20 protein-coding genes and 1 tRNA gene are annotated in these 20,008 nt (G+C 62.1%); 11 read left to right on the plus strand and 10 right to left on the minus strand.

What is annotated here, in order from left to right; genetic code table 11:
• Nucleotides 1-3 precede the first annotated feature (3 nt).
• From ABIT12_RS15395 to ABIT12_RS15415, 5 genes are all read left to right on the plus strand, one after another.
• Nucleotides 4-1,755 (plus strand): amylo-alpha-1,6-glucosidase, encoded by a 1,752-nt coding sequence (locus tag ABIT12_RS15395; RefSeq protein ID WP_407065632.1) that lies wholly within the window; start codon nucleotides 4-6, stop codon nucleotides 1,753-1,755.
• 36 nt (nucleotides 1,756-1,791) lie between these two features.
• Nucleotides 1,792-3,027: an extracellular solute-binding protein gene (locus ABIT12_RS15400; RefSeq protein ID WP_348041991.1), complete on the plus strand. Its 1,236-nt coding sequence runs from the start codon at nucleotides 1,792-1,794 to the stop codon at nucleotides 3,025-3,027.
• A 4-nt stretch (nucleotides 3,028-3,031) separates the two neighbouring features.
• Nucleotides 3,032-3,985 (plus strand): sugar ABC transporter permease, encoded by a 954-nt coding sequence (locus ABIT12_RS15405; protein WP_348041992.1) that lies wholly within the window; start codon nucleotides 3,032-3,034, stop codon nucleotides 3,983-3,985.
• The gene (locus ABIT12_RS15410; protein ID WP_348041993.1) at nucleotides 3,982-4,800 is read left to right on the plus strand and encodes a carbohydrate ABC transporter permease; all 819 of its coding nucleotides are present in this window, start codon (nucleotides 3,982-3,984) and stop codon (nucleotides 4,798-4,800) included. The genes ABIT12_RS15405 and ABIT12_RS15410 overlap by 4 nt, the downstream gene beginning before the upstream one ends.
• Nucleotides 4,801-4,918: 118 nt before the next feature.
• A complete protein-coding gene (locus tag ABIT12_RS15415) occupies nucleotides 4,919-8,026 on the plus strand; it encodes a glycoside hydrolase family 38 C-terminal domain-containing protein (protein WP_348041994.1) in 3,108 nt (1,035 codons plus the stop codon).
• Between the two features lie 133 nt (nucleotides 8,027-8,159).
• Here ABIT12_RS15415 and ABIT12_RS15420 read toward each other — a convergent pair.
• Both ABIT12_RS15420 and ABIT12_RS15425 read right to left on the minus strand, forming a co-directional pair.
• Nucleotides 8,160-8,235: transfer RNA gene (locus ABIT12_RS15420), tRNA-Ala, on the minus strand.
• 65 nt (nucleotides 8,236-8,300) lie between these two features.
• Nucleotides 8,301-9,314 (minus strand): aldehyde reductase, encoded by a 1,014-nt coding sequence (locus ABIT12_RS15425; protein ID WP_348041995.1) that lies wholly within the window; start codon nucleotides 9,312-9,314, stop codon nucleotides 8,301-8,303.
• Nucleotides 9,315-9,381: 67 nt separating this feature from the next.
• Between ABIT12_RS15425 and ABIT12_RS15430 the strand changes: the two genes are divergently transcribed.
• Nucleotides 9,382-9,942: a helix-turn-helix domain-containing protein gene (locus ABIT12_RS15430; protein ID WP_348041996.1), complete on the plus strand. Its 561-nt coding sequence runs from the start codon at nucleotides 9,382-9,384 to the stop codon at nucleotides 9,940-9,942.
• Here ABIT12_RS15430 and ABIT12_RS15435 read toward each other — a convergent pair.
• On the minus strand, nucleotides 9,939-10,943 hold the full coding sequence (locus ABIT12_RS15435; protein ID WP_348041997.1) for a Gfo/Idh/MocA family oxidoreductase: 1,005 nt from the start codon (nucleotides 10,941-10,943) through the stop codon (nucleotides 9,939-9,941). The genes ABIT12_RS15430 and ABIT12_RS15435 overlap by 4 nt on opposite strands.
• Nucleotides 10,944-10,962: 19 nt before the next feature.
• A complete protein-coding gene (locus ABIT12_RS15440; protein ID WP_348041998.1) occupies nucleotides 10,963-11,313 on the minus strand; it encodes a hypothetical protein in 351 nt (116 codons plus the stop codon).
• A 40-nt stretch (nucleotides 11,314-11,353) separates the two neighbouring features.
• On the opposite strand from ABIT12_RS15440, the gene ABIT12_RS15445 reads away from it, so the two are divergent.
• Nucleotides 11,354-12,322, plus strand: a complete 969-nt coding sequence (locus tag ABIT12_RS15445) for a zinc-binding dehydrogenase (RefSeq protein ID WP_348041999.1) — start codon at nucleotides 11,354-11,356, stop codon at nucleotides 12,320-12,322.
• Nucleotides 12,323-12,342: 20 nt separating this feature from the next.
• Here ABIT12_RS15445 and ABIT12_RS15450 read toward each other — a convergent pair whose 3' ends face one another.
• The 5 genes from ABIT12_RS15450 to ABIT12_RS15470 all read right to left on the minus strand — a co-directional run bounded on the left by ABIT12_RS15450 (nucleotide 12,343) and on the right by ABIT12_RS15470 (nucleotide 15,082).
• On the minus strand, nucleotides 12,343-13,152 hold the full coding sequence (locus ABIT12_RS15450) for a siderophore-interacting protein (protein WP_348042000.1): 810 nt from the start codon (nucleotides 13,150-13,152) through the stop codon (nucleotides 12,343-12,345).
• A 77-nt stretch (nucleotides 13,153-13,229) separates the two neighbouring features.
• Nucleotides 13,230-13,685, minus strand: coding sequence for a VOC family protein (locus ABIT12_RS15455; protein WP_348042001.1), 456 nt, complete (start codon nucleotides 13,683-13,685; stop codon nucleotides 13,230-13,232).
• Nucleotides 13,686-13,769: 84 nt separating this feature from the next.
• Nucleotides 13,770-14,249, minus strand: coding sequence for an SRPBCC family protein (locus ABIT12_RS15460; protein WP_348042002.1), 480 nt, complete (start codon nucleotides 14,247-14,249; stop codon nucleotides 13,770-13,772).
• 4 nt (nucleotides 14,250-14,253) lie between these two features.
• Nucleotides 14,254-14,616, minus strand: coding sequence for a metalloregulator ArsR/SmtB family transcription factor (locus tag ABIT12_RS15465; protein WP_348042003.1), 363 nt, complete (start codon nucleotides 14,614-14,616; stop codon nucleotides 14,254-14,256).
• Nucleotides 14,617-14,839: 223 nt separating this feature from the next.
• Entirely contained in the window at nucleotides 14,840-15,082 is a 243-nt protein-coding gene (locus ABIT12_RS15470) for a hypothetical protein (protein ID WP_348042004.1), read from the minus strand.
• A gap of 83 nt (nucleotides 15,083-15,165) precedes the next feature.
• Here ABIT12_RS15470 and ABIT12_RS15475 point away from each other — a divergent pair, with 83 nt between their 5' ends.
• Nucleotides 15,166-15,393, plus strand: coding sequence for a hypothetical protein (locus tag ABIT12_RS15475; protein WP_348042005.1), 228 nt, complete (start codon nucleotides 15,166-15,168; stop codon nucleotides 15,391-15,393).
• On the opposite strand, the gene ABIT12_RS15480 is transcribed toward ABIT12_RS15475, so the two are convergent.
• Nucleotides 15,390-16,706, minus strand: a complete 1,317-nt coding sequence (locus tag ABIT12_RS15480) for an NAD(P)H-dependent oxidoreductase (RefSeq protein ID WP_348042006.1) — start codon at nucleotides 16,704-16,706, stop codon at nucleotides 15,390-15,392. The two genes, ABIT12_RS15475 and ABIT12_RS15480, sit on opposite strands and share 4 nt — an antisense overlap.
• Nucleotides 16,707-16,945: 239 nt before the next feature.
• Between ABIT12_RS15480 and ABIT12_RS15485 the strand changes: the two genes are divergently transcribed.
• The 3 genes from ABIT12_RS15485 to ABIT12_RS15495 are packed head-to-tail and all read left to right on the plus strand — an operon-like array spanning nucleotide 16,946 to nucleotide 20,006.
• On the plus strand, nucleotides 16,946-17,236 hold the full coding sequence (locus ABIT12_RS15485; RefSeq protein WP_348042007.1) for an STAS domain-containing protein: 291 nt from the start codon (nucleotides 16,946-16,948) through the stop codon (nucleotides 17,234-17,236).
• Nucleotides 17,233-17,601, plus strand: a complete 369-nt coding sequence (locus ABIT12_RS15490) for a response regulator (RefSeq protein ID WP_348042008.1) — start codon at nucleotides 17,233-17,235, stop codon at nucleotides 17,599-17,601. Before ABIT12_RS15485 ends, ABIT12_RS15490 begins: the two co-directional genes overlap by 4 nt.
• Before the next feature lie 32 nt (nucleotides 17,602-17,633).
• A complete protein-coding gene (locus tag ABIT12_RS15495; RefSeq protein ID WP_348042009.1) occupies nucleotides 17,634-20,006 on the plus strand; it encodes a chemotaxis protein CheA in 2,373 nt (790 codons plus the stop codon).
• The last annotated feature ends 2 nt before the right edge of the window (nucleotides 20,007-20,008 follow it).

Below are 20,008 nucleotides of genomic sequence, written 5' to 3' on the forward strand. Positions count from 1 at the left end.
TCAATGAGCTATCGCGCTGATGGCAAGACGATGTGGCCGCTGGCCGACGGCATGGCGGGCACCGATACGCCGGTGCTGCTGCCGATCATGGCGCCGCGCCTGCAGGCAGACTGCGAACCGGATGGACGTATCACCGTCGCCGTCTGGGGCGTGGGAACGCTTGCCACGATTTCTTTTGCGGGGCTGGCGGCGCCGTATCGCTATGGTCCCAACCTGATCGAGGCTGCCCAAGGCGGCATCTATGTCGCTCAATCGGCTCCGGTCATGGTCATTGCCGGCACCATGCTCAGGCGCCTCGCGCCATCAACCAAGGCCTCCTGGTGGCACAAGCCTGCTGCCGGTGATGCACCCGCCAAAGCCAGCCGCAAGGGCAATCGGCGGTGGCTCGAACTGGCATGGGGCGCATTGGCGCTCGAACAGCGTGGCGACGATCTGGTGATCGCGGCAGGTGCGGATCTGGCCGAGGCCGAAGCAGCGCTTGGCCTTGCGGTCGATGCAATCATTGCCGAAGCCCGAGCCTATGTTGAACGTTGCGACCGCTTGCCCAAGGCCGACCCGCTGCTGCGCTCCATGGTCATCCAGGGCACGCACGCGGCGCTGTCGAGCATCCGTCAGGATCGGCATGGGCAGTTCGCGGGCCTTGCTGCCGGGCAGGGCTACAGTTCGCCAGCCAGAACCTACTATCGCGACGGCTACTGGACATTGCAGCCACTGCTGGCGCTGGCGCCCGAGGCGGTGCGCGGACAGATCAGGCTGCTCGCCAAAGGCGTTCAACCGGATGGCGAAGCACCCAGCGCGGTCATTCTTTCCGGTCCGGCGCAGTCTGCTGCCTGGGATGTGTTCCGCAAATCCACCCACCCTTACGTGCTCGAACACGCTCGCGCCGGCGACTGGTGGAGCGACCATTTCGACAGCCCTCTGTTTTTCGTTTTGACCGTGGGCGATTATGTCCGCACCAGTGGCGATATCGCCGAGGCCAAGGCGCACTGGCCGCTGCTGAAGGCCATTATCGAGCGCTATGTCCGGATGTCCGGACCCGATGGCCTGCCCAAGAAGCCCAACAATGACCGCGATTGGGCCGACAACGTCTATCGCGAGGGCTACGTCTCGTACAATCTCGGCCTTTGGGTAGGGGCCCTCGACGCCGTCGCGGAGATGGGTCGTAGCGTTGACCCGGTCTTTGGCAACGAAGCAGAAGCGCTGGCCAAAACGGCACGCGCCAATATTGAGGCGGCGCTCTGGGTGGAGCAGCCCGGCACCTATGCCGATTTCCGCAACAGCGATGGCTTTGTCGAAGACCATGTGATGGCCGATACGCTGACCCTGCTGCGCTACGACGCGGTCTCGGCAGATGGCGCAAAAGCGGCACTGGAGACGGCGCGCACCACACTGGAGTCGCGGCACAACACTACCCAGCCCTATGGGGATTGGGGCGTGCTCTGCGCCTATCCGCCGTACAAGCGGCCAAAGGACACCCGCTCCAAATCGGCCTTCGCCTTCCGCTATCACAATGGTTCGGACTGGCCCTATCTCGATGGCATCTATGCCGAGGAGCGCCTGCGGCGTGGACTGGGTGATGCCCGCTATGCCCTGACCCGCTGGTGGCAGGCATGCCTCGACAGCGGCTGGGCCGGGGCCGTCGAATACTATTCACCGCCCTATGGGCGGGGATCGCTGCTCCAGGGATGGAGCGGCCTGCCGGCAGACGTCGCGGTACGTTACCGCGACGCCATCGGTTCGCCACACGAGGGATAACGCAAACGTCCGTTCGCGGACAACAGGAGGGACTAAATGAAACTGATGAAAGCGGGCGCTATTGCCCTGGCTCTGACCACCGCGCTGATGTCGCCGGTGTTTGCAGCCCAACTCAAACTGGTCTGGTATGTGGATGGCGACGAGCAGGAAGCCAAGCTGCGCACCATTCTTGACGAATATACCGCCAGCCACCCCGAGACCACGTTCGATCTGCAGATCACGCCCTATGAAGGCATGATCCAGAAGTTCCAGCAATACGCAGCGTCCGGCATCATGCCCGATGTGTCGCTGACCTCGTCGATGGAGCCGGTGATCCGCCCGTTCCTGGTCGATTGGGCCGAAGTGAACGGCAAGGACTGGATCAACGATTTCGTCGCCGGCTGGGCCGACGGCGCCAAGCTCGGCGACAAGGTGATCGCCGCACCGCTCGATGTGACGGCTGTCGGCATCTACTACAATGCCGATGCGTTTGCCAAAGCCGGCGTGGAAATTCCGGCCGCCGGCTGGACCTGGGACGAAGCCCTGCCCAAGATCAAGGAAGTTTCGGAAAAGGCCGGCATCCGCTTCCCGCTGGTTTGGGACGTTTCGGCGCACCGGTTCCTGACCTATGAGTTCCAATACGGCAACCACGTGTTCTCCGAACAGGAACCGGTGACCGTGGCGATGGACGATGCAGGCTGGGAAAAAACCATGGACCAGTTCATCAAGATGGCCAATGACTACATGCCGCCCGGCCTGTGGTCAGGCGCAAGCTCGGACAGCCCGGTCGACATGTTCATCAACCAGCAGGCCGTGGCCTATATGTCGGGCAGCTGGCAGATCGGCAATTTTGCCGAAAATGCCAAGTTCAAGTGGGTGGCCGGTCCTACCCCCAGTGGCACCGTTTCCTCCTCCAATGTGGGCGGCAATTATCTGGTGGCCTTCAACACCAGCCCGAACCTGAAAGAAGCCGAAGCCTTCGTCACCTGGATGACCTCCCCGGACATCCAGGCCGAATACGCCAAGACTTTTGGCCTGCTCCCGGCCAACAAGAAGGCGCCGGCGGTGCAATACGCCAGCGAAGACGCCCAGAAGGCCGTGGTTGGCTTCCAGGCTGAACTCGACAAGAGCCCGCGCTATGCTGCAACCGATCAGGGTTGGCCGCAGATGCAGGCGACATGGGACTCGATCAAGGCCGGCGTGACACAGGCCTATGCTGGCCAGATCACCACCAAGGAAGCTGTTGCCAGCATTCGCGCCGCGGCGGAAGCCGCCGTCGCGGCGGGCCAGTAATACGATGAGCACGGGCGATCGAACCATCGCAGCAAGGCCGCCGGGGGAAACCCCGGCGGCAGGACGCTGGCTCAACCGACTGGGTTATGCGGCCTGGCCTTACCTGCTGCTGCTGCCCACGATCGCCCTGCTCTTTGCCTTTACGCTCTATCCATTGGGCCAGGGCCTGTGGATGAGCCTGTTCAAGCGCGGCATCGTCGTGGTGCCGCAAGTGGAAAGTACCCATCCGGTCTTTGTGGGGCTGTCCAATTTCGTTCACCTGCTCGACGACATCAATTTCCGGACCACGCTGATCAAAACGCTGGTGTTTGTCGTGGTCGCCGTGCCGCTGCTGGTGGTCGTCTCGCTCGGGCTGGCGGTGCTGTTGTCGCCGCAGACCAAGTTCTACGCCTTTGTACGGACCATCATTTTCTTCCCGTCGATGATTTCAATGCTGATCATCGGGGTGATCTGGGCCTGGATGTTCGGGCGCAATAGCGGACTGGTCAATTACGGCCTGTCATTGCTGGGGATCGACGCCGTGCCGTGGCTCGAAGATGAATTGCTGGCGCAGATCGCGGTCATCATCGTTTGGGTCTGGGGCGGTGCCGGCTTCAATATGATGGTGCTGATCGCTGGCCTGACGGCCATTCCGAAGGACCTCTACGAGGCCGCCGCCATCGACAATACCTCCAAATGGCGACAGTTCACCCATATCACCCTGCCGCTGCTGCAACCCAGCCTGGTGGTGGTGTTCGTGCTTGGCATCATCAGCGCGTTCCAGGTCTATGAGCTGGTGGTGTCGCTGACCACCGGCGGCCCCGGACGCGCCACCGTCTATTTGATCCAGAACATTTACGAGACCGCCTTCCGCAAGCCTGACCAGGCCGGAATGGCGGCGGCGCAATCGGCGGTGCTGTTCGTTATCCTGATGGTGCTGACCATCCTACAACTGCGTTTTGCGAGAAAGCGTTCATGATCGCCACCAACAATCCCTGGCGTTATGTCGCTATTGCCGTTGTGCTGGTGATGTTCCTGCTGCCACCGGTCTGGCTGCTGCTCAGCTCGCTCAAATCGCAAGCCGAAATTTTCCAGTGGCCGCCCTCGCTGCTGCCGCAGAACCCGACTGTGCAGAGCTATGCCGACACGCTGAGCCGGGCCAATTTCGGCAAGTATTTTCTAAACTCGACCATTGTGTCGGTGCTGTCGGCATTCCTGTCCGTCACCATCAGCGTGATGGCCGGCTACGCGCTGGCAAAATTCCGGTTCGCCGGCGACACGGTGTTTTTTCTGCTGATCATGTCGGCGCTGATGGTGCCGCTGCAGATCGTGCTGATCCCGGTGTTTCTGGTGTTGCGCGACCTGGGCCTGCTCAATACGCTGGCCGGGCTGATCATCGCCCCGGCTGCTACACCGAGCGGGGTGTTCCTGATGCGGCAGTACATCGTCAACATCCCCGACAGCCTGCTGGAAGCCGCCCGTATCGACAAGACGCCGGAATGGCGCATCCTGCTGCGTATCGTGGTTCCACTGGCACTGCCGGCCATCGGTACGCTGCTGGCGTTCAACCTGGTCTGGCGCTGGAACGATTATCTGTGGCCGTTCCTGATCATCACCGAACAGGACAAATGGACCGTGCAACTGGCGCTGGCCAACTCAGTGGGGCGCTTCGGTATCGACTGGCCGCGCCTGCTCTCGATCTCGGTGCTTTCGGTATTGCCGATGCTGGCGATCTTCATCGCGCTCCAAAAAACCCTGATGAGTGGATTGATGGCTGGCGCCGCGAAGGAATAGAACACGGCCCGTCACTTTTTGACCGGCGGGCCATGTGCCAGAAGAGGGAGCCAACCTCCGGATTGCACCCAAGCCTTGGCTCCCTCTTCTGCCCGTCACACCGGAATAGCCCCTAGCCATGCCTCGTATCGCCAAGCTCGACCGCCTGCTCGCCGTCCTCCGTGAACGCATCTTTGTGCCCACCGGGGTTGAGGTGCCGCTGCGCTTCCGCCGCGCCGAAAACGGTGATCGTGCCACCGCCGCTAGCGAAAACCGAGAGCATTGGCAGGACGTCGATGCCAATCTGGTGTGGGGCGAGCCCGATGGTTATTACTGGTTTGGCGGCGTGGTCACGATCCCGCCGGCGCTCGATGGCAAACCGCTGTTCGCGCGCATCCAGGCGCAGTTCGGCTCGGTCATGGGCCGCAGCGACCCGCAATTGCTCACCCGCATCGATGGCAGGATCGTGCAGGGCGGCGACGGCAATCACCGCGAGTTCCCGCTGACCACCGCTGCGGTTGCTGGCCAGAGTTTCGATATTCTCATCGAGGCCGGCACCATCGAAAACCGCCGCCAGCTCGGCTTTGGCATCGACCTGATGGTGCATGACCGGTTGGCTGAGATCGTCTACTACGATCTCAAGGTGCCGCTCGATGTCGCCCGCCTGCTCAAGGACGATGACGCTCGCCGTGCCAGTTTGTTGCGCCATATTGATAGCGCTCTCGATCTCATCGATTTCCGTCCCGGCAATCCCGAGCGCTTTGCGCAAAGTCTGGTTGCCGCGCAGGCCCGTGCCGATCGGCTCTATGCCGAGGCTGATGCCGATGCCATGCCTGAAATCGTTGCCACCGGGCATACCCACATCGATGTCGCCTGGCTGTGGCGCGTGCGCGAAACTCGCCAGAAGATGGCGCGCTCGATGGCCAATGCGCTCAGCTTGATGGAGCAGTTTCCCGACTATCGCTTCATGTACAATCAGGGCCTGCTGCTCGATTATCTTGACCAGGATTATCCCGAGCTGTTCGAACGCCTCAAAGCCAAGGTGGCCACCGGCCAGTTCGAGATCGAAGGCGCGCTCTGGCTGGAACCCGATGTGGTGATCGCCTCGGGCGAGTCGCTGGTGCGCCATATCATCAAGGGTATCCGGTATCATCAGCAGACGTTCAACGTGACGCCAAAGATCGTCTGGCTGCCCGATACTTTCGGCTATACCGCCGCACTGCCCCAGCTGATGGCTCAATCGGGCCTTGAGGTGTTCATCACTCACAAGATGAGCTGGAACGACACCAACCGCATGCCCAACGAAATCTTCTTCTGGCAGGGCATCGACGGCACCAGGGTGCCGGCGTATTTCCTCACCACCCAGAAGTACGAATACAACGGCATCAACACCACCTACTGCCCCGATCTGGTGCCCAGCCACGTCATGGGCACCTGGAAACGCTTCAGCCAGCAGGGCCTGCATGACGAGCTGTTCATGGTCTATGGCCATGGCGATGGCGGCGGCGGCCCGACGCGCGGCATGCTCGAGAACGTGCGCCGCATGGAGCGGGGCATTCCCGGCTGCCCCAAGGTTCGGCACGAACCGATGGGCCCGTATTTCGAGCGCCTGGTTGGCCGCATGGAGCGCGAACCCGAGGCCTTTCCGACATGGGTGGGTGAACTCTATCTCGAATACCACCGCGGCACGCTGACCTCGATCGCCAAGAACAAGCGCAATAATCGCTTCGCAGAAATCGCCCTGCATGATCTTGAACTGATGGCGGTCCTCGCCCGGCAGAACGGCGTCGAGTATCCCGCTGCCGCCATTGAAAAACTGTGGGAATGCGTGCTGCTCAACCAGTTCCACGACATCCTGCCGGGCACCTCGATCGGTGCGGTCTATGATGACACCGACCGCGAATACGCGGCCTTTTTCGCCGCTGTCGAGGTGCTACGCGACCAGTTGGCCGCTTGCCTTGCCCCTAAAGGCAGCCATCTGGCCCTGAACAGCGCCAGCATGGCCCGCGACGGCCTGCTGTTGGTTCCGGCCACAACAGGCTCCGTCGTGATTGGCCAAAAAACGCTTGCGGCACAGACAATCGTGCGTGCCGATGGTGTTCCCTGTGCGGTGGTACCGCTGCGCGCAGTGCCGGGACTTGGCGGTCAGTTGGTCGAGCTTACCGGTGGCGCCGCGATCCTTGCGCCATCGGCCCTGTCCGTGTCCGGCACCCATCTCGACAACGGCGTACTCCGCGCCCAATTCGACGCCAAGGGGCGGCTGATATCGCTGCGCAACCTGGCGACGGGCCGCGAGGCGATCATGGCGGGCAAGCCCGCCAATGCTTTCACCGCCTATCAGGACATTCCGCTCGATTTCGACGCCTGGGATATCGACGATTTCTACGAGGACAAGTGCTGGCCGATCGATACGCTGGTCAGTGCCGAAGTCGTTGAAACCGGCCCCTATCGCGCCGCAATCCGCTTTGAATGGGTCTATGAGAATTCCCGCATCGTGCAAGTCATCTCGCTCGAAGCGGGCGCCAGCCAGCTCGAATTCGATAGCTTCATCGATTGGCACGAGCATCAGACCCTGCTCAAGACGGCATTTCCGCTCAATGTGCGCACTGATATTTCCCGTGCCGAAACCCAGTTCGGCCATCTCGCTCGTCCCACCCACGCCAATACCAGTTGGGACAAGGCCCGCTTTGAAACATCCATGCACCGCTGGGTGGACCTCTCGGAGGCCGGCTTCGGCGTTGCGGCCCTCAACGACAGCAAATATGGCTACGACGCCAGGGGCAGCATGTTGCGGCTAACGCTGATCAAGTCGCCCATCTTCCCGTGGCCCGAGGCGGATCAGGGCGTTCACCGCTTCCGCTATGCGATCCTCGTCCATGCCGGCGATTTACAGGCCGTCCACAACGCCGCCGTGGCCTTCAACAATCCGCTGTTATTATTGGCCGGCACATCCGGCACATCCGGCACAGACGGCGCTCCTTTGCCACTCGTCACCCTTGATACCGACCAGATCTGCGTGGAAACGGTCAAGTCGGACGCGACAGGAAAGGCCATTGTCCTGCGCCTCTGGGAGACGCAGGGGCGACCGGGAACCTGCAGGCTTCAGCTATCGAGCGCCGCCGACCTTGCCGAAACAGACCTGCTCGAGCAGGTCACGGCCACGCTGGGCCAGGGCGTGACGGACGTCAAAATCGCGTTCCGGCCATTTGAGATCAAGACCGTGCTTCTGACACAGGGCATTGGCTAACCCGGCACAGCGCTTGACGGATCAATGAAATCACTAGCGACCTGACCCGGGCAACTCTACCCATTTGCGAAGTGGGGGACAAAAACTCAGTAAATCCAAGAAAAATCAGAGCCCATAGCGCTGTAGCGTCGGGTGGTGGAGCTGAGCGGGATCGAACCGCTGACCTCGTCATTGCGAACGACGCGCTCTCCCAACTGAGCTACAGCCCCTCTCCGACGGCAGTGATATGAGCAGAAATCGGCGCCGTTGCAAGAGGAAGCGGCGCGACTTCGGTTCAGACCAGGTGATGCTCGATCAGGCTGTTGCCGGTGGCGATGGCGGCGTCGACCGGGTTGATCAGGGCGCGACCGAGCCGCAGCGGGCCGCGGCTGCCGACGACGCGTTGCGGCTTGCCCAATTCGTTGACGGCGCCGGCAATATCGCTGTCGAACAGGGCAACGATGCGCACCAGCCAATCGGGAAGATTGCGGGTGGGAATGCGGCGGCCGGGGAAGGCCGGCTTGATCGCCTGGCCCAGTTCGCTCATGCTCAGCATCCCGGCGGCGGCGATGCAGCGCTGGCCGGCGGCAGCGGGATTGGTGAGGGCATCGACATGCAGGGCGGCCACGTCGCGTACATCGACAATGGAGAAGGTGAAGCGCGGCGTCGCCGGTAGTTTGCCATCGAGCAGGCGCTTGATCAGCACCGAGGATGATCCCTCGTCATCGTCGAGCAATGGTCCCAGGATCACCGAAGGATTGATCACCGCCAGATCATCGTGACGACCGGCTGCCTGCATCAGTTCCCAGGCGCGTCGTTCGGCCAGCGTCTTGGAGCGGGCATAGGCGGTGGCGTGGTTGCTCGAGAGATTGGTCCAGTCGGCCTCGGTCATCGACAGCTTGTCGTCGCCGTGGCCATATTGCACCGCAGCGGTCGAGGAGGTCAGCACGATGCGCTCGATCCCGGCCTTGAGCGCGGCGTTGATCGCCCGCTCGGTGCCTTCGACGGCAGGGCGGATCAGCTCCTGCGGGTCCTTGGGAGTTTCAACGAAAAACGGCGAGGCGGTGTGCAGCAGAAAGCGGCAATCGGTCATCGCCTGATCCCAGCCGGAGTCGCTGAGCAGGTCGAGCGTCACAAATTCGAGCCGGGAAATATCAGCGCCGGCCCGGCTCAGCGTCGCCTTGACCTTGTCGGCCTTGGAAAGATTGCGCACACTGCCGCGCACGGTGTAGCCAGCGTTGAGCAATTGCAGGGCGACATGGCCGCCGAGGAAACCGGAAACGCCGGTGAGCAGGACACGATCGGACATGAAGTTCTCCTTATCAATTGAACGATATGTATGTTAATCGTTCAATTAGTTCAAGAGTGGATGCGACGTGACTGAGCAACTGGACGATAGAGCCCGCGACAAGCGCAACCGCATCCTGGATGCGGCCCGGTTCCTGGTGCTGCGCAACGGGCTGCGCGGTACGACCATGGAAGCGATCGCGCGGCAGGCGCATATCGCCAAGCCGACGCTTTACGCCCATTTTTCTGACAAGGACGCAGTGTTCACCGGCATTGTCGAGGGCCTGATGCGCGACATGTTCGCGGCCTATGATAGCGGCATGCAGACTGAAGGGGGCGTGGCGCAGCGGATCGGCAAGGCACTGGCCGGCAAATATGGCGCGGCAGCCCGGTTGCTGGACGGCTCGCCACATGCCGACGAGCTTTACAGCGCGCACACCCGCACCGCCGATAAATTCCGTGATCATGACCTGCGGGTGCGGGCGGAGATTGCCGCTGCGCTGGCTGAGGCCGGGGTAGCGGAGCCGGCCGAACTTACAGAAATGCTGCTGGCTGCAGCAGGCGGCATTGCCCGCACCGCCGGCAGCGAGGCGAGGGTGCGCAGCTGGATCGAGCAATTGTGCGAGCGGCTGATCGGGTCGGGTCGCTAGACCTTGACCCAACCGCCGGATTTTTCGCTGGCAACGATGGCGTCGAGCACCTTCATCGAGGCAATTGCGGTGTCGAGGCCCCACGGCAAGGGTTGCTCGCCGAGCACCGCCAGCGCAAAGGCCTCGGCCTGTTCGGTGTATTGATCGCAGGCGGGCAGGATTTCGCGGCGGGCCAGTGACCCATCCAGATTCGAACTCATGTCGATGGTAATGGCAGAAGGCTCATCAGGCAAAGCGTTGAACGGGATGATCACTTCGAGCTTGGCCTTGGTGCCGAGCACGGTCACGCGCTGGTGGCCGGTGAGCTGGGTGGAGCAGATGAAGCTAAGTTGACGGCCATTGCCGAAATCGGCGATGACGCTGGCCTGCTTGTCGGTGCCGAAGCGCTGGTCACGCTCGATCAGCGAAACTACGCGGGTTGGCTCGGCATCGAACAAGAAGCGGGCGATGGTGATCGGGTAGCAGCCGATATCGAGAATGCCGCCACCGCCGATATCGGCCTGGTTGCGCACATTACCGGGGTCGGCGTTGAAATAGGTGAAGACCGCATTGATCGCCAAAACTTCGCCCAGCTCGCCGGACCGCACGATGTCGCGGGCGCGCAGCCATTGTGGATGGAACCGCACCATGAAGGCTTCATAAAACACGATGCCGGGTGGGATGGCGCGGAGCTGTTCGGCTTCGGCGGTGGTGATGGCAATGGGCTTTTCGCACAGCACATGCTTGCCGGCCTTGGCTGCCGCCAAGCTCATCGGCACATGCAGATGGTTGGGCAGCGGATTATAGATGGCGTCGATATCGGGATCGGCGAACAGCTCTTCGTAGGAACCATAGGCCTTGGCAATGCCCAATTCAGCGGCCGCGGCCTGTGCCTTGGCCAGATCGCGCGAGGCGATGGCGACGACCTCGGAATGGGCCGACTTCATGATGGCTGGCGTGACTTTGGCCATGCCGATATTGGCGGTGGACAGAATGCCCCAGCGAACTTTTTTGGTCGTCATGATTGCCCCCCGTGTTGGCTCAGCCATAGCGGCGATCGGCGGCATTGGCCAGACCCTGGCGCCGTCGCTTGCTGGCGATGTCGACAATTTTGTTAAAATTGCGAGCTTTGTCTTGGCGCTTGCCAAGCAGTTGCCAGGTTACATCGGGGCAATGGGCAGGCAAGTTCGGGGATAGTGCGGTGAAAGCGATCAAGCGGGCGATGAGTGGCGGGCTGCTGACGGTTGGCGCACTGGCGACCTGGCAGATGTTTACCGCGCAGACAGTGTCGCCAACGGTTTTTGGCGTTGCTGCAGTGATGGTCGCGCTCTGCTTCATGTGAGCTTGTCGCTGGCGCGCGCAAAATGCGAGGTCGCCGTTGTAATGGCCCATTTCAGGTCCCAGATGGTCAGTTCATGACCAAAGGTGATCCATGCGCAGCGTCCTTTATACCGAATTTGGCGACCCAACCCGGGTTCTGACCCTGGCCGAACGCGACCTGCCACAGCCGGGCAAGGGCGAAGCGCGGGTGCGCATGGCGATGTCGCCCATTCACAACCATGATCTGTCCACCATTGCTGGCACCTATGGCATCAAGCCCGAATTGCCGGCCGTGCCGGGCACCGAAGCGGTCGGCGTTGTCGATGCGCTGGGCGAGGGCGTTACCCATCTCAAGGTCGGCCAGCGGGTGATGGGCGGAACGACCAAGGCCTGGGCCGAATATTACATTGGTCAGGCTGCGCGGCTGTTTGCGGTGCCCGACAGCGTTGGCGACGAAACCGCGTGCCAACTGATCTCGATGCCGCTCAGCGCCAAGATGCTGCTGGCCGATCTCGATGTGCCCACAGGCAGCTGGATCATCCAGAATGCGGCCAATGGCGCGGTGGGCAAGCTGTTCAACCAGTTTGCCACCGAGCACGGCGCGCATGTGGTCAATCTGGTGCGCGGCGATGCCCGCGTCGCGGAAATGGCGGCTCTGGGCATTGCCAATACGGTTTCGACGGAAAGCGACGACTGGCGCGAGCAGGTCAAGGCGATCACCGGCGGCGCGCCGATCATTCGAGGCCTCGATTCCGTTGGCGGCGATGGTCCGGAAGCGTTGCTCAGCGTGGCCGCCGAATATTCCGAGATCATTTCCTTCGGCAATCTTTCAGGGCGACCGATCAAGCTCAGTTCGGCCAATCTGCTGTTCAAGCAGGCCAGCGTTCGCGGCTTCTGGGGAGCGCGGTCACGCGCTACGCCCGAAGCGATTGGCGGCATGATTGGCGAATTGGTGCAGTCTGCCGCGCGTGGGCACCTGGTACTGGCGGTCGATGGAGTGTTCGATCTGGCCGATGCCAAGGACGCCGCCAAAGCCAGCGGTGAACCCGGCCGCAAGGGCAAGGTAGTGATCCGGGGTTAGGTGTGCCCGAGGGCGTGGCTTCAATGCGGTTCGTGGGCGTCGGCTTCGCCGAGCACCCAATAGCCTGCGGCCCGGATATATTCGGGATTAAAGCCGCGTTCGGCTTCCAAAAATTGCCGCACGGCGCGGCTCATGGCGCTTTCACCGGCGATGTAGCTGTGCGCCTCGCCTGCGGGGAATTGCAGCTCGCGGAGTTTATTCAGGATCAGGGCGGTGGTGCCGGCGGGCTGGCCGTTGCGGTGGACATAGATCAGCGTCAGATCGGCTTTGGTTTTAAAGCGCTGCTCCTCAGCGAGATTGTCGACTTCGATCACGGCGATCACGTTGGCGCCTTTGGGCAATTCCTCGATGCGGCGGCCCAGGGCGGGGAGGGCAGTTTCGTCGCCGGCCAGCAGATACCAGTCATAGGCAGGCGGCACGATCATCGAGCCGCGCGGCCCGCCGATCAGCAGTTGCTGGCCGATGGTGGCCTGCGCCGCCCAGCTTGAGGCCGGACCATCGCCATGCAGCACGAAATCGATATCGAGCGTATTGGCGGCCTTGTCGAAATAGCGCGGCGTGTAGTCGCGCATCTGCGGACGTGGTGTGCCTTCAGGAAATTCGGCGCCGTTGGGGCCCAGCACCGGAACGACGGGGTCCGTGCCCGGCGTCGGAAAGAACGCCTTGATATGATCGGCGTGGCCAGCCGAGACAAACCCCACCAGATCGCCGCTCAGGGTAATGCGGCGCATCAACGGGGTAATATCTGCGACACCCACCACATCGAGCAGGCGCATGCGGGTTTCGTGGCGGACGCGCTGTGGCGCGCGGGCGGCGGCAAGATCGGACATTGGATTTTCCTGACTAGGTTTGTCAGGAAATAAGCCGGGGCGGGTCTTTGATCAAGTCCCGCCCGACCATTCGGACATTATTTGCCGGCGTAGGCGGCTTCCAGCCCGGCGACGTCGAGCTTGCGCATCTTGAGCATGGCCTGCATGGCGCGATCGGCACCGGCACGGTCGGACCCACCCAGGCACTGTCCCAGCGCGCGGGGGATGACCTGCCAGGACATGCCGAACTTGTCCTTGAGCCAGCCACACTGGCTCTCCTCGCCGCCATCAGCGATCAAGGCGTCCCAGTAAAAATCGACTTCGGCCTGATCGATGCAGTCAATCGTCCAGGAAATGGCTTCGGTGAATTTATAAAGCGGGCCGCCATTGAGGGCCTGAAACTGTTGGCCGGCAATTTCAAAGCTGGCGGTGAACACGCGACCGTCCTGCATGCGGTTGAGGCTGAGGATTTTGCCCTTGAACAGCTCGACGTAAAGATTGACGGCATCTTCGATGCGATCGTCGAACCACAGGCAGGGGGTGAGTTTGGACATGACGGTCTCCTTGGGTTGAGGGTAGCAGGTTTCGGTCGTCGGCACGTCGCGCCGGCGGGACAGAAGTCGGTGTTGCTTGGTCGGTCAGGTCGGGTTGCTGGCCAGCAGGTCGTCGAGGCGCTTGAAGCCGATTTCCATGCCTTCGGCCATTGGGGACGCGGCCGCGCCGTCGCGCGCTTCTTTGCTGGCGTAGAGCACGGTGAGGGTGGAGGTGGTCTTGCCGTCGGCTTCTGTCAGTACCAGCGTGCAAAGGGTTTCCCCGCCGGTCCAATCCTGATCGTAGGTTTCGGTATTGACGATCCGTTCGGGCGCAGCGATTTCGCGATAGACGCCGCTGCTGGCCATTTCAAAGCCGTTGGGGGCCCTGGTGGCAAACCGCCATTTGCCGCCGACGCGCAGGTCGATTTCGCAGACGGTCATGATCCAGTCCGGCAGGCCATACCAGCGGCGCAGCAGGTCGGGTTTGGTGTAGCAGAGAAAGACCAGATCCCGAGGCGCGTCGAACCGACGGGTGACGACTATTTCGCGGTCGGTCGGGGTGGTGATGATCAGGGGCTCAGGCATCGCCTTAGGTCCTCTTGTTGGGCTTGTCGTCAGGGTTGAGCGGGGTCTGCAGAATGTCCAGCAGGCTATCGAGACGCTGGTAGCTCTGCTCCCAGAAGGCGCGGTACTTATCGAGCCAGCCGGCAGCTTCCGCCATCGGCGCAGCCTCGAGCTTGCGCGGCCGACGGGTGGCGCTTTGGGTGCCCGAAATCAGCCCGGCGCGCTCCAGGATCTTGAGATGCTTGGATACCGCCGGCTGGCTGATGGCAAAGGGTTCGGCCAGTTCGGCAACCGATGCCTCGCCCTGCGCCAGCCGGGCCAGGATGGCGCGACGGGTGGGGTCGGCAAGGGCCAGGAAGGTGGCATCGAGCTGCTGCGAGAGGGTCATTTTATAACCGAAGTGTTTTAGAACGATTTGGTTATGAAATAAATTGTAGATGGCGTCAAGCGGGAATTTGTTGGCACTTGCTGTTCAGTCGGCGCCCTCCCGCTTGCACGAGGGATCAGGGATGGGAGCCGGAGAGCCACAATATCCAGGCTCCGCACACCCCTCCCATCCTCCCCCGTCACGGGGGAGGTGCTGTCTGGTGGGCGCGACGTCAACCAGCCATTTAGAAATTGCCCAGCCCCAGCGCACCGCGGATTTCGGCGATCAGCCGGGCGTCGTCCCAGTAGTTGTCGGCGAGAGACTTCTCGGCGGTAAGGACGCTGGCGGGATCGTGTGGCACCCAGCCGATGCGCAGGGCCACTGCCGGGGCAGTGGATTGGGCATACATGGCCGCCATTTCTTCGAACACCCGCTTGGAATGGCCATAGGCATTGAGGGTAAAGCGTCGCTCTTGGGCTCCGCCCAATCCGATGAGGCCAACACGATGCGCGGCACCGGCACGCGCTCCGCCGCCTGCAGCAGGCGACCGGCATTGGCGACGGCCTGCCAATGCACACTGGCTGGCGCGTATGGATCGGCGCTGGTCGCCAGATGCACCAAAGCATCGACGCAGGAAAGCGCTGCGGCGATCTGGTGATGGGAATAGTCGATGGTGGACAGATCAGCGGTGATATCAGCGCCGTGGCGGATGTCGAGGCCGATACTGCCGGGAAAGGCGCGCATCACCTTTTGGCCGACGTTACCCAGCGCGCCGGTGACCAGCAGGCGCATGGTTAGTTCCAGCCCAGCATCTGGTCCTGCAACTGGCGCAGGGCGAACAGGCGCGTGGTGGTGTCTGGGGTGGCATTGGCGCGGGTGATGAGTTCGCCCTTTTTGACCGGGGCCAGCACCTTGCCGCCTTCGAGCAGGCCGACCGGCAGCGCTCTGGCGGCGCGGGCGTCGGGGACGGTCATGGTGTAGCTGCGATAGCAGGTTTCCCCGATCGCATCGAAGGTTTCCCCCAGCTTCAGATCGCGCTTGGCGACGGCGCAGACTTCGGCCACGGGCACGGGCAGCGGCACCATGTCGGGCTTGCCGTAGAGCATGATGCGGGCGGCGGTCAGCGGCACTTCAAGGCTGGTCAGGTGGTAGGGGCGGAAGAAGCTGTAATAGGGGCCATGGCCAATATGGAGGTCGTCCATGCGCTCGATGATGCGCGGATGCTCGGCCTTGACGATGACGAAGACGCCAGGGGCGACGCCCTTGCCGACGGTGTAGTCGACGACGCCCATCTTGTGCAGCACGCCGCCATCTTCGCGCGGGATCAGCACCTTGGCCATCTGGTCGCGGTCGGCGGCGGGGCCGTGCATGCCGGGAACGTCGGGCACCAGGCCGGTGGCATTGGCGATAGCGCACATTTCCACCATGGTCTTGGAGCCATCGATGAACTCCACCAGCATGCGTGGGTTCATGTTCCGGCGGGTGGCTTCCTCGCGGTATTCGTCGGGAATAGCGTCATGGCGCAGCGGGTTGTTCTTGCCCTTGCCGGCGGCAACGATAGGCAGCCCAAGCGCCGAGACGAACTCGATCAGCTCCATGCACGAGCTGGGTTCGTCCCCGGCGCCGACCGAATAGATCACGCCGAGCCGGTCGGCCTGCTGCTTGAGATAGGCGCCGATGGTGACATCGGCCTCGACATTCATCATCACCAGATGCTTGCCGTGTTCCATCGCCATCAGGTCATAGTCGGCGGCAACGCCGGGCTTGCCGGTAGCGTCGATGACCACATCGATCTGCGGCGTGGTAACCAGGGTTTCCGCCGAGGTGATGGCGATCTTGCCGGCTTCGATGGCTTCGCCGGCCCTCGTCGGGCTATCGACTTCGCGGCCCATGCTGTCCTCGCCATAGGCGATCTTCATGGCATCGAGGGCGGTATGGGGGCGGCGAGTGGCGATGGCGGCGATGGTGATGCCCTGCATCAGCGAGCCTTGCGTCACCAGATCGGTGCCCATTTCACCCGAACCGATGACGCCGACGCGGATGGTCTTGCCGGCATCGGCCCGGGCCTTGAGGTCGCGGGCGAGCCCGGTGAGGGTGATATTGGTGGTCATCTGGCTTCTTGGTCGGGCTGGAGTTGCGCGCAAGCGCATCGTTGGGATGGCTCTAGCACCAAGGCAGCGGCATGGAAACAGCGTCCGGGGTCATGGCATGGTCCAAGATCGGCGCGGCTTGCAACGAATTGGGGGTGTTCCAGCCGCCCAAAGCAAAATCTGGGCGCAAGGTTAGCACTTCTTAAACCGTTACAATGGAAACTGTATCTCGGAGCAATCTCCGGGGGCCGTTCATCGCTATGTCCAAGACCGTCGCAAAAACCGTCGAACTACCAGCGGTCGTCGATCTTGATTCGCTGGATGGCATCCGTGACGGCCTGCTCGACGCCATCGAAGAAGGCGCGGTCAATATCGCGGCTGCCGGCGTCGAACGCGTTTCTACCAATGCCTTGTTCATGCTGATCAGCGCAGCCGAAACGGCCCGGCGCAACCATTTCGAGTTTGCAATTAAGAGCCCGAGCGGGGCGATGACTGCGGCCATAGACAGGCTTGGCCTGGCTGCGCAGTTCGAGGGAATGATAAAGGGATGACTGCTTTGCGTGTTCTCACTGTCGACGATTCGCGGACCATTCTGGCGATGCTGCACCATACCCTGTCCAATGCCGGGTTTGAGGTGCTGCAGGCCGAAGACGGTCAGCAGGGGCTGGATGTGCTGAAAACCCAAAGTGTGGATGTGGTCATTACCGACATCAACATGCCGGTCATGGATGGCATCGAGTTCATCAAGAACGTGCGCGCCACTGGTAATCACCAGAGCCTGCCGATCCTGATCCTGACCACCGAAACTTCCCAGGACAAGCGGGACCAGGGCAAGGCGGCGGGCGGCACCGGCTGGATTGTCAAGCCGTTCGACCCGGAAAAACTGATCAGCGTTATCCATCGCGTCGTCCACTAATTCCTTAAGTTTGAAGGCCGCGTGAGCCGCACATGAGCGATCTCGACGATTTCAAAGCGACCTATTTCGATGAGTGCTCCGAGCTCCTGACCGAGCTGGAGGAACAGTTCATTGCCATCGAGGCCGGCGAACGCGACGCCGATCGGATCAACGCGGCGTTCCGCGCGGTTCACTCGATCAAGGGTGGCGCGGGCGCCTTCGGGTTCTCGGCCCTGGTCGGGTTTGCGCATGCCTATGAAACGCTGATGGACTATGTCCGCGACGGCCGGGTCGAAATGACCGACGACGTGGTGAAGCTGTGCATTCGCGCCAATGATCTGATCGCCGATTTTGTCGGCGCCGCCCGGACCGGTGAGCCTTTGGCCGCCGATTATGGCCAGGAAGAAAAGCGCCGCTTTGACGTGCTGGTGCGCGGCGAAGCCGCCGAATCCGATGAGGAAGAAGGCGGGATCGACGAGTTTGATATCGAATTCGTGCCGATCATGGTCAATCTGGACAAGGCCGAGGATGCTGGCCCGGTCACCTTCGACGCGCCGCTCAGCACGGACAGTTTTGACGACGAGCCCGTGGCGGCTGATGCCGGTCATTGGGAAATCCGCTTTACCCCGCATCGCGCGCTTTATGCCCGGGCCAATGATCCGCTGCTGCTGTTCCGCGAACTGGCGGTGATCGGCGAGATGTCGGTGCGTGTCGTGCTTGGTGAAATTCCGGCTCTGTCTGATTTTGAGCCGTTTGCGGTGTATTGTTCCTGGGAAATTACCCTGGTATCGCCGACCGCAACCGAAGCGGCGATCCGTGAAGTGTTCGAATTTGTCGAAGGCGACTGCGATATTTCCGTGGTGCAGCTTGGTGCCGGTGCTTCGGCGGCCGTTGAAGCGCCCGCGGCAAAGGGCGATGACCGGCTTGATCCGGCGATCGAAGATTTCCTGTCGCTAAGCGACGATGAAATGGCTGGGCTGACCGATTTTGCGCCGGCCCCCGTGGCTGCGGCTCCTGTTAAGCCAGCCAAACCGGTTGCCCCGATTGCTGTCGCGCCAGTCGCGGTGGCCGAGCAGGACGCGTTTGAAGAACCGCCGTCGCTGAGCTTTGCTGAGCTGGCCGATTCCATCGTGCCGACCAAGTTTGCGATCCCTCAGCCGGTTGCCGCCGTTGCCGCGCCGGCCCGCAATGCACCGCCCGCCGCCGGCCCGGCCGAAGGCAGCGAAGAGGGCGAACGCCGCAGCATTGGCGTGCAGTCGATCCGCGTCGATCTCGACAAGGTTGACCGCGTGGTCAACATGGTGGGCGAACTGGTGATCACCCAGTCGATGCTGACCCAGCAGATGGATGAGACGCTGCGGGCCCGCTATACCGAATTGGTGCGAGGCCTCGAAGTTCTGGCGCAGACCACCCGTGGCCTGCAGGACTCGGTGATGGCGATCCGCGCTCAACCGGTCAAATCGGTGTTCTCCCGCATGCCGCGCCTGGTGCGCGAACTGGGGCTGAAGACCGCCAAGAAGATCAAGCTGGAAACCATCGGCGAGAACACCGAAATCGACAAGACGGTGATCGAGCAGCTGAGCGATCCGCTGACCCACATGATCCGCAATTCGGCCGATCATGGTATCGAAAGCCCGGAAAAACGCCTCAAGGCCGGCAAGCCCGAAACCGGCACCATCCGGCTTTCTGCGGAGCAGGCCGGTGGCAATATCCTGATCATCGTCGAAGATGACGGGGCCGGGATCAATCGTGAGCGCGTGCTGCAGGTAGCGCGCGACAAGGGTATCGTTGCAGCCGACGTGCAGCCGAGCGACGAACAGATCGACCAGTTGATTTTTGCGCCCGGCTTTTCGACGGCCGAGGCGATCAGCGATATTTCCGGTCGTGGTGTGGGCATGGACGTGGTCCTGTCCAACATCAAGAAAATCGGTGGCTCGGTACATGTCCGTTCCTGGACCGGCCGGGGCACCCGCATGACGCTGCGCCTGCCGCTGACGCTGGCGGTGCTCGATGTGATGCTGGTCAAGGTTGGCGTGTCGCCCTATGTGGTGCCGCTGTCTTCGATCGTGGAAACCATCCAGTGCAGCCGCGCTTCGTTCGAGCGCGTGCCAAGCGGCGGGCTGGTGCTGCAGGTGCGCGGCGAATATGTGCAGGTGATCGATCTGGCCCAGCGCTTTGCGATGGAAACCGAGACCGAGCAGGCCAATCGCTTCGTAGTGCTGTGCGAAGCCGAAGGCAGCCACAAGGTGGCGCTGATCGTTGATGACATCATCGGCCAGCAGCAGGTGGTGATCAAATCCCTGGAAGAGAATTTCGAGCGGGTCGAAGGCATTGCCGGCGGCACGATCCTGGGCGACGGCAATGTCGCGCTGATCGTGGACGTGCAGAGCCTGAAGACCGCCGTCGTCCACAAGAATGCGGCCTGATC

The sequence above is a fragment of the Devosia sp. genome, from assembly GCF_039927955.1.
Lineage (GTDB): Bacteria > Pseudomonadota > Alphaproteobacteria > Rhizobiales > Devosiaceae > Devosia.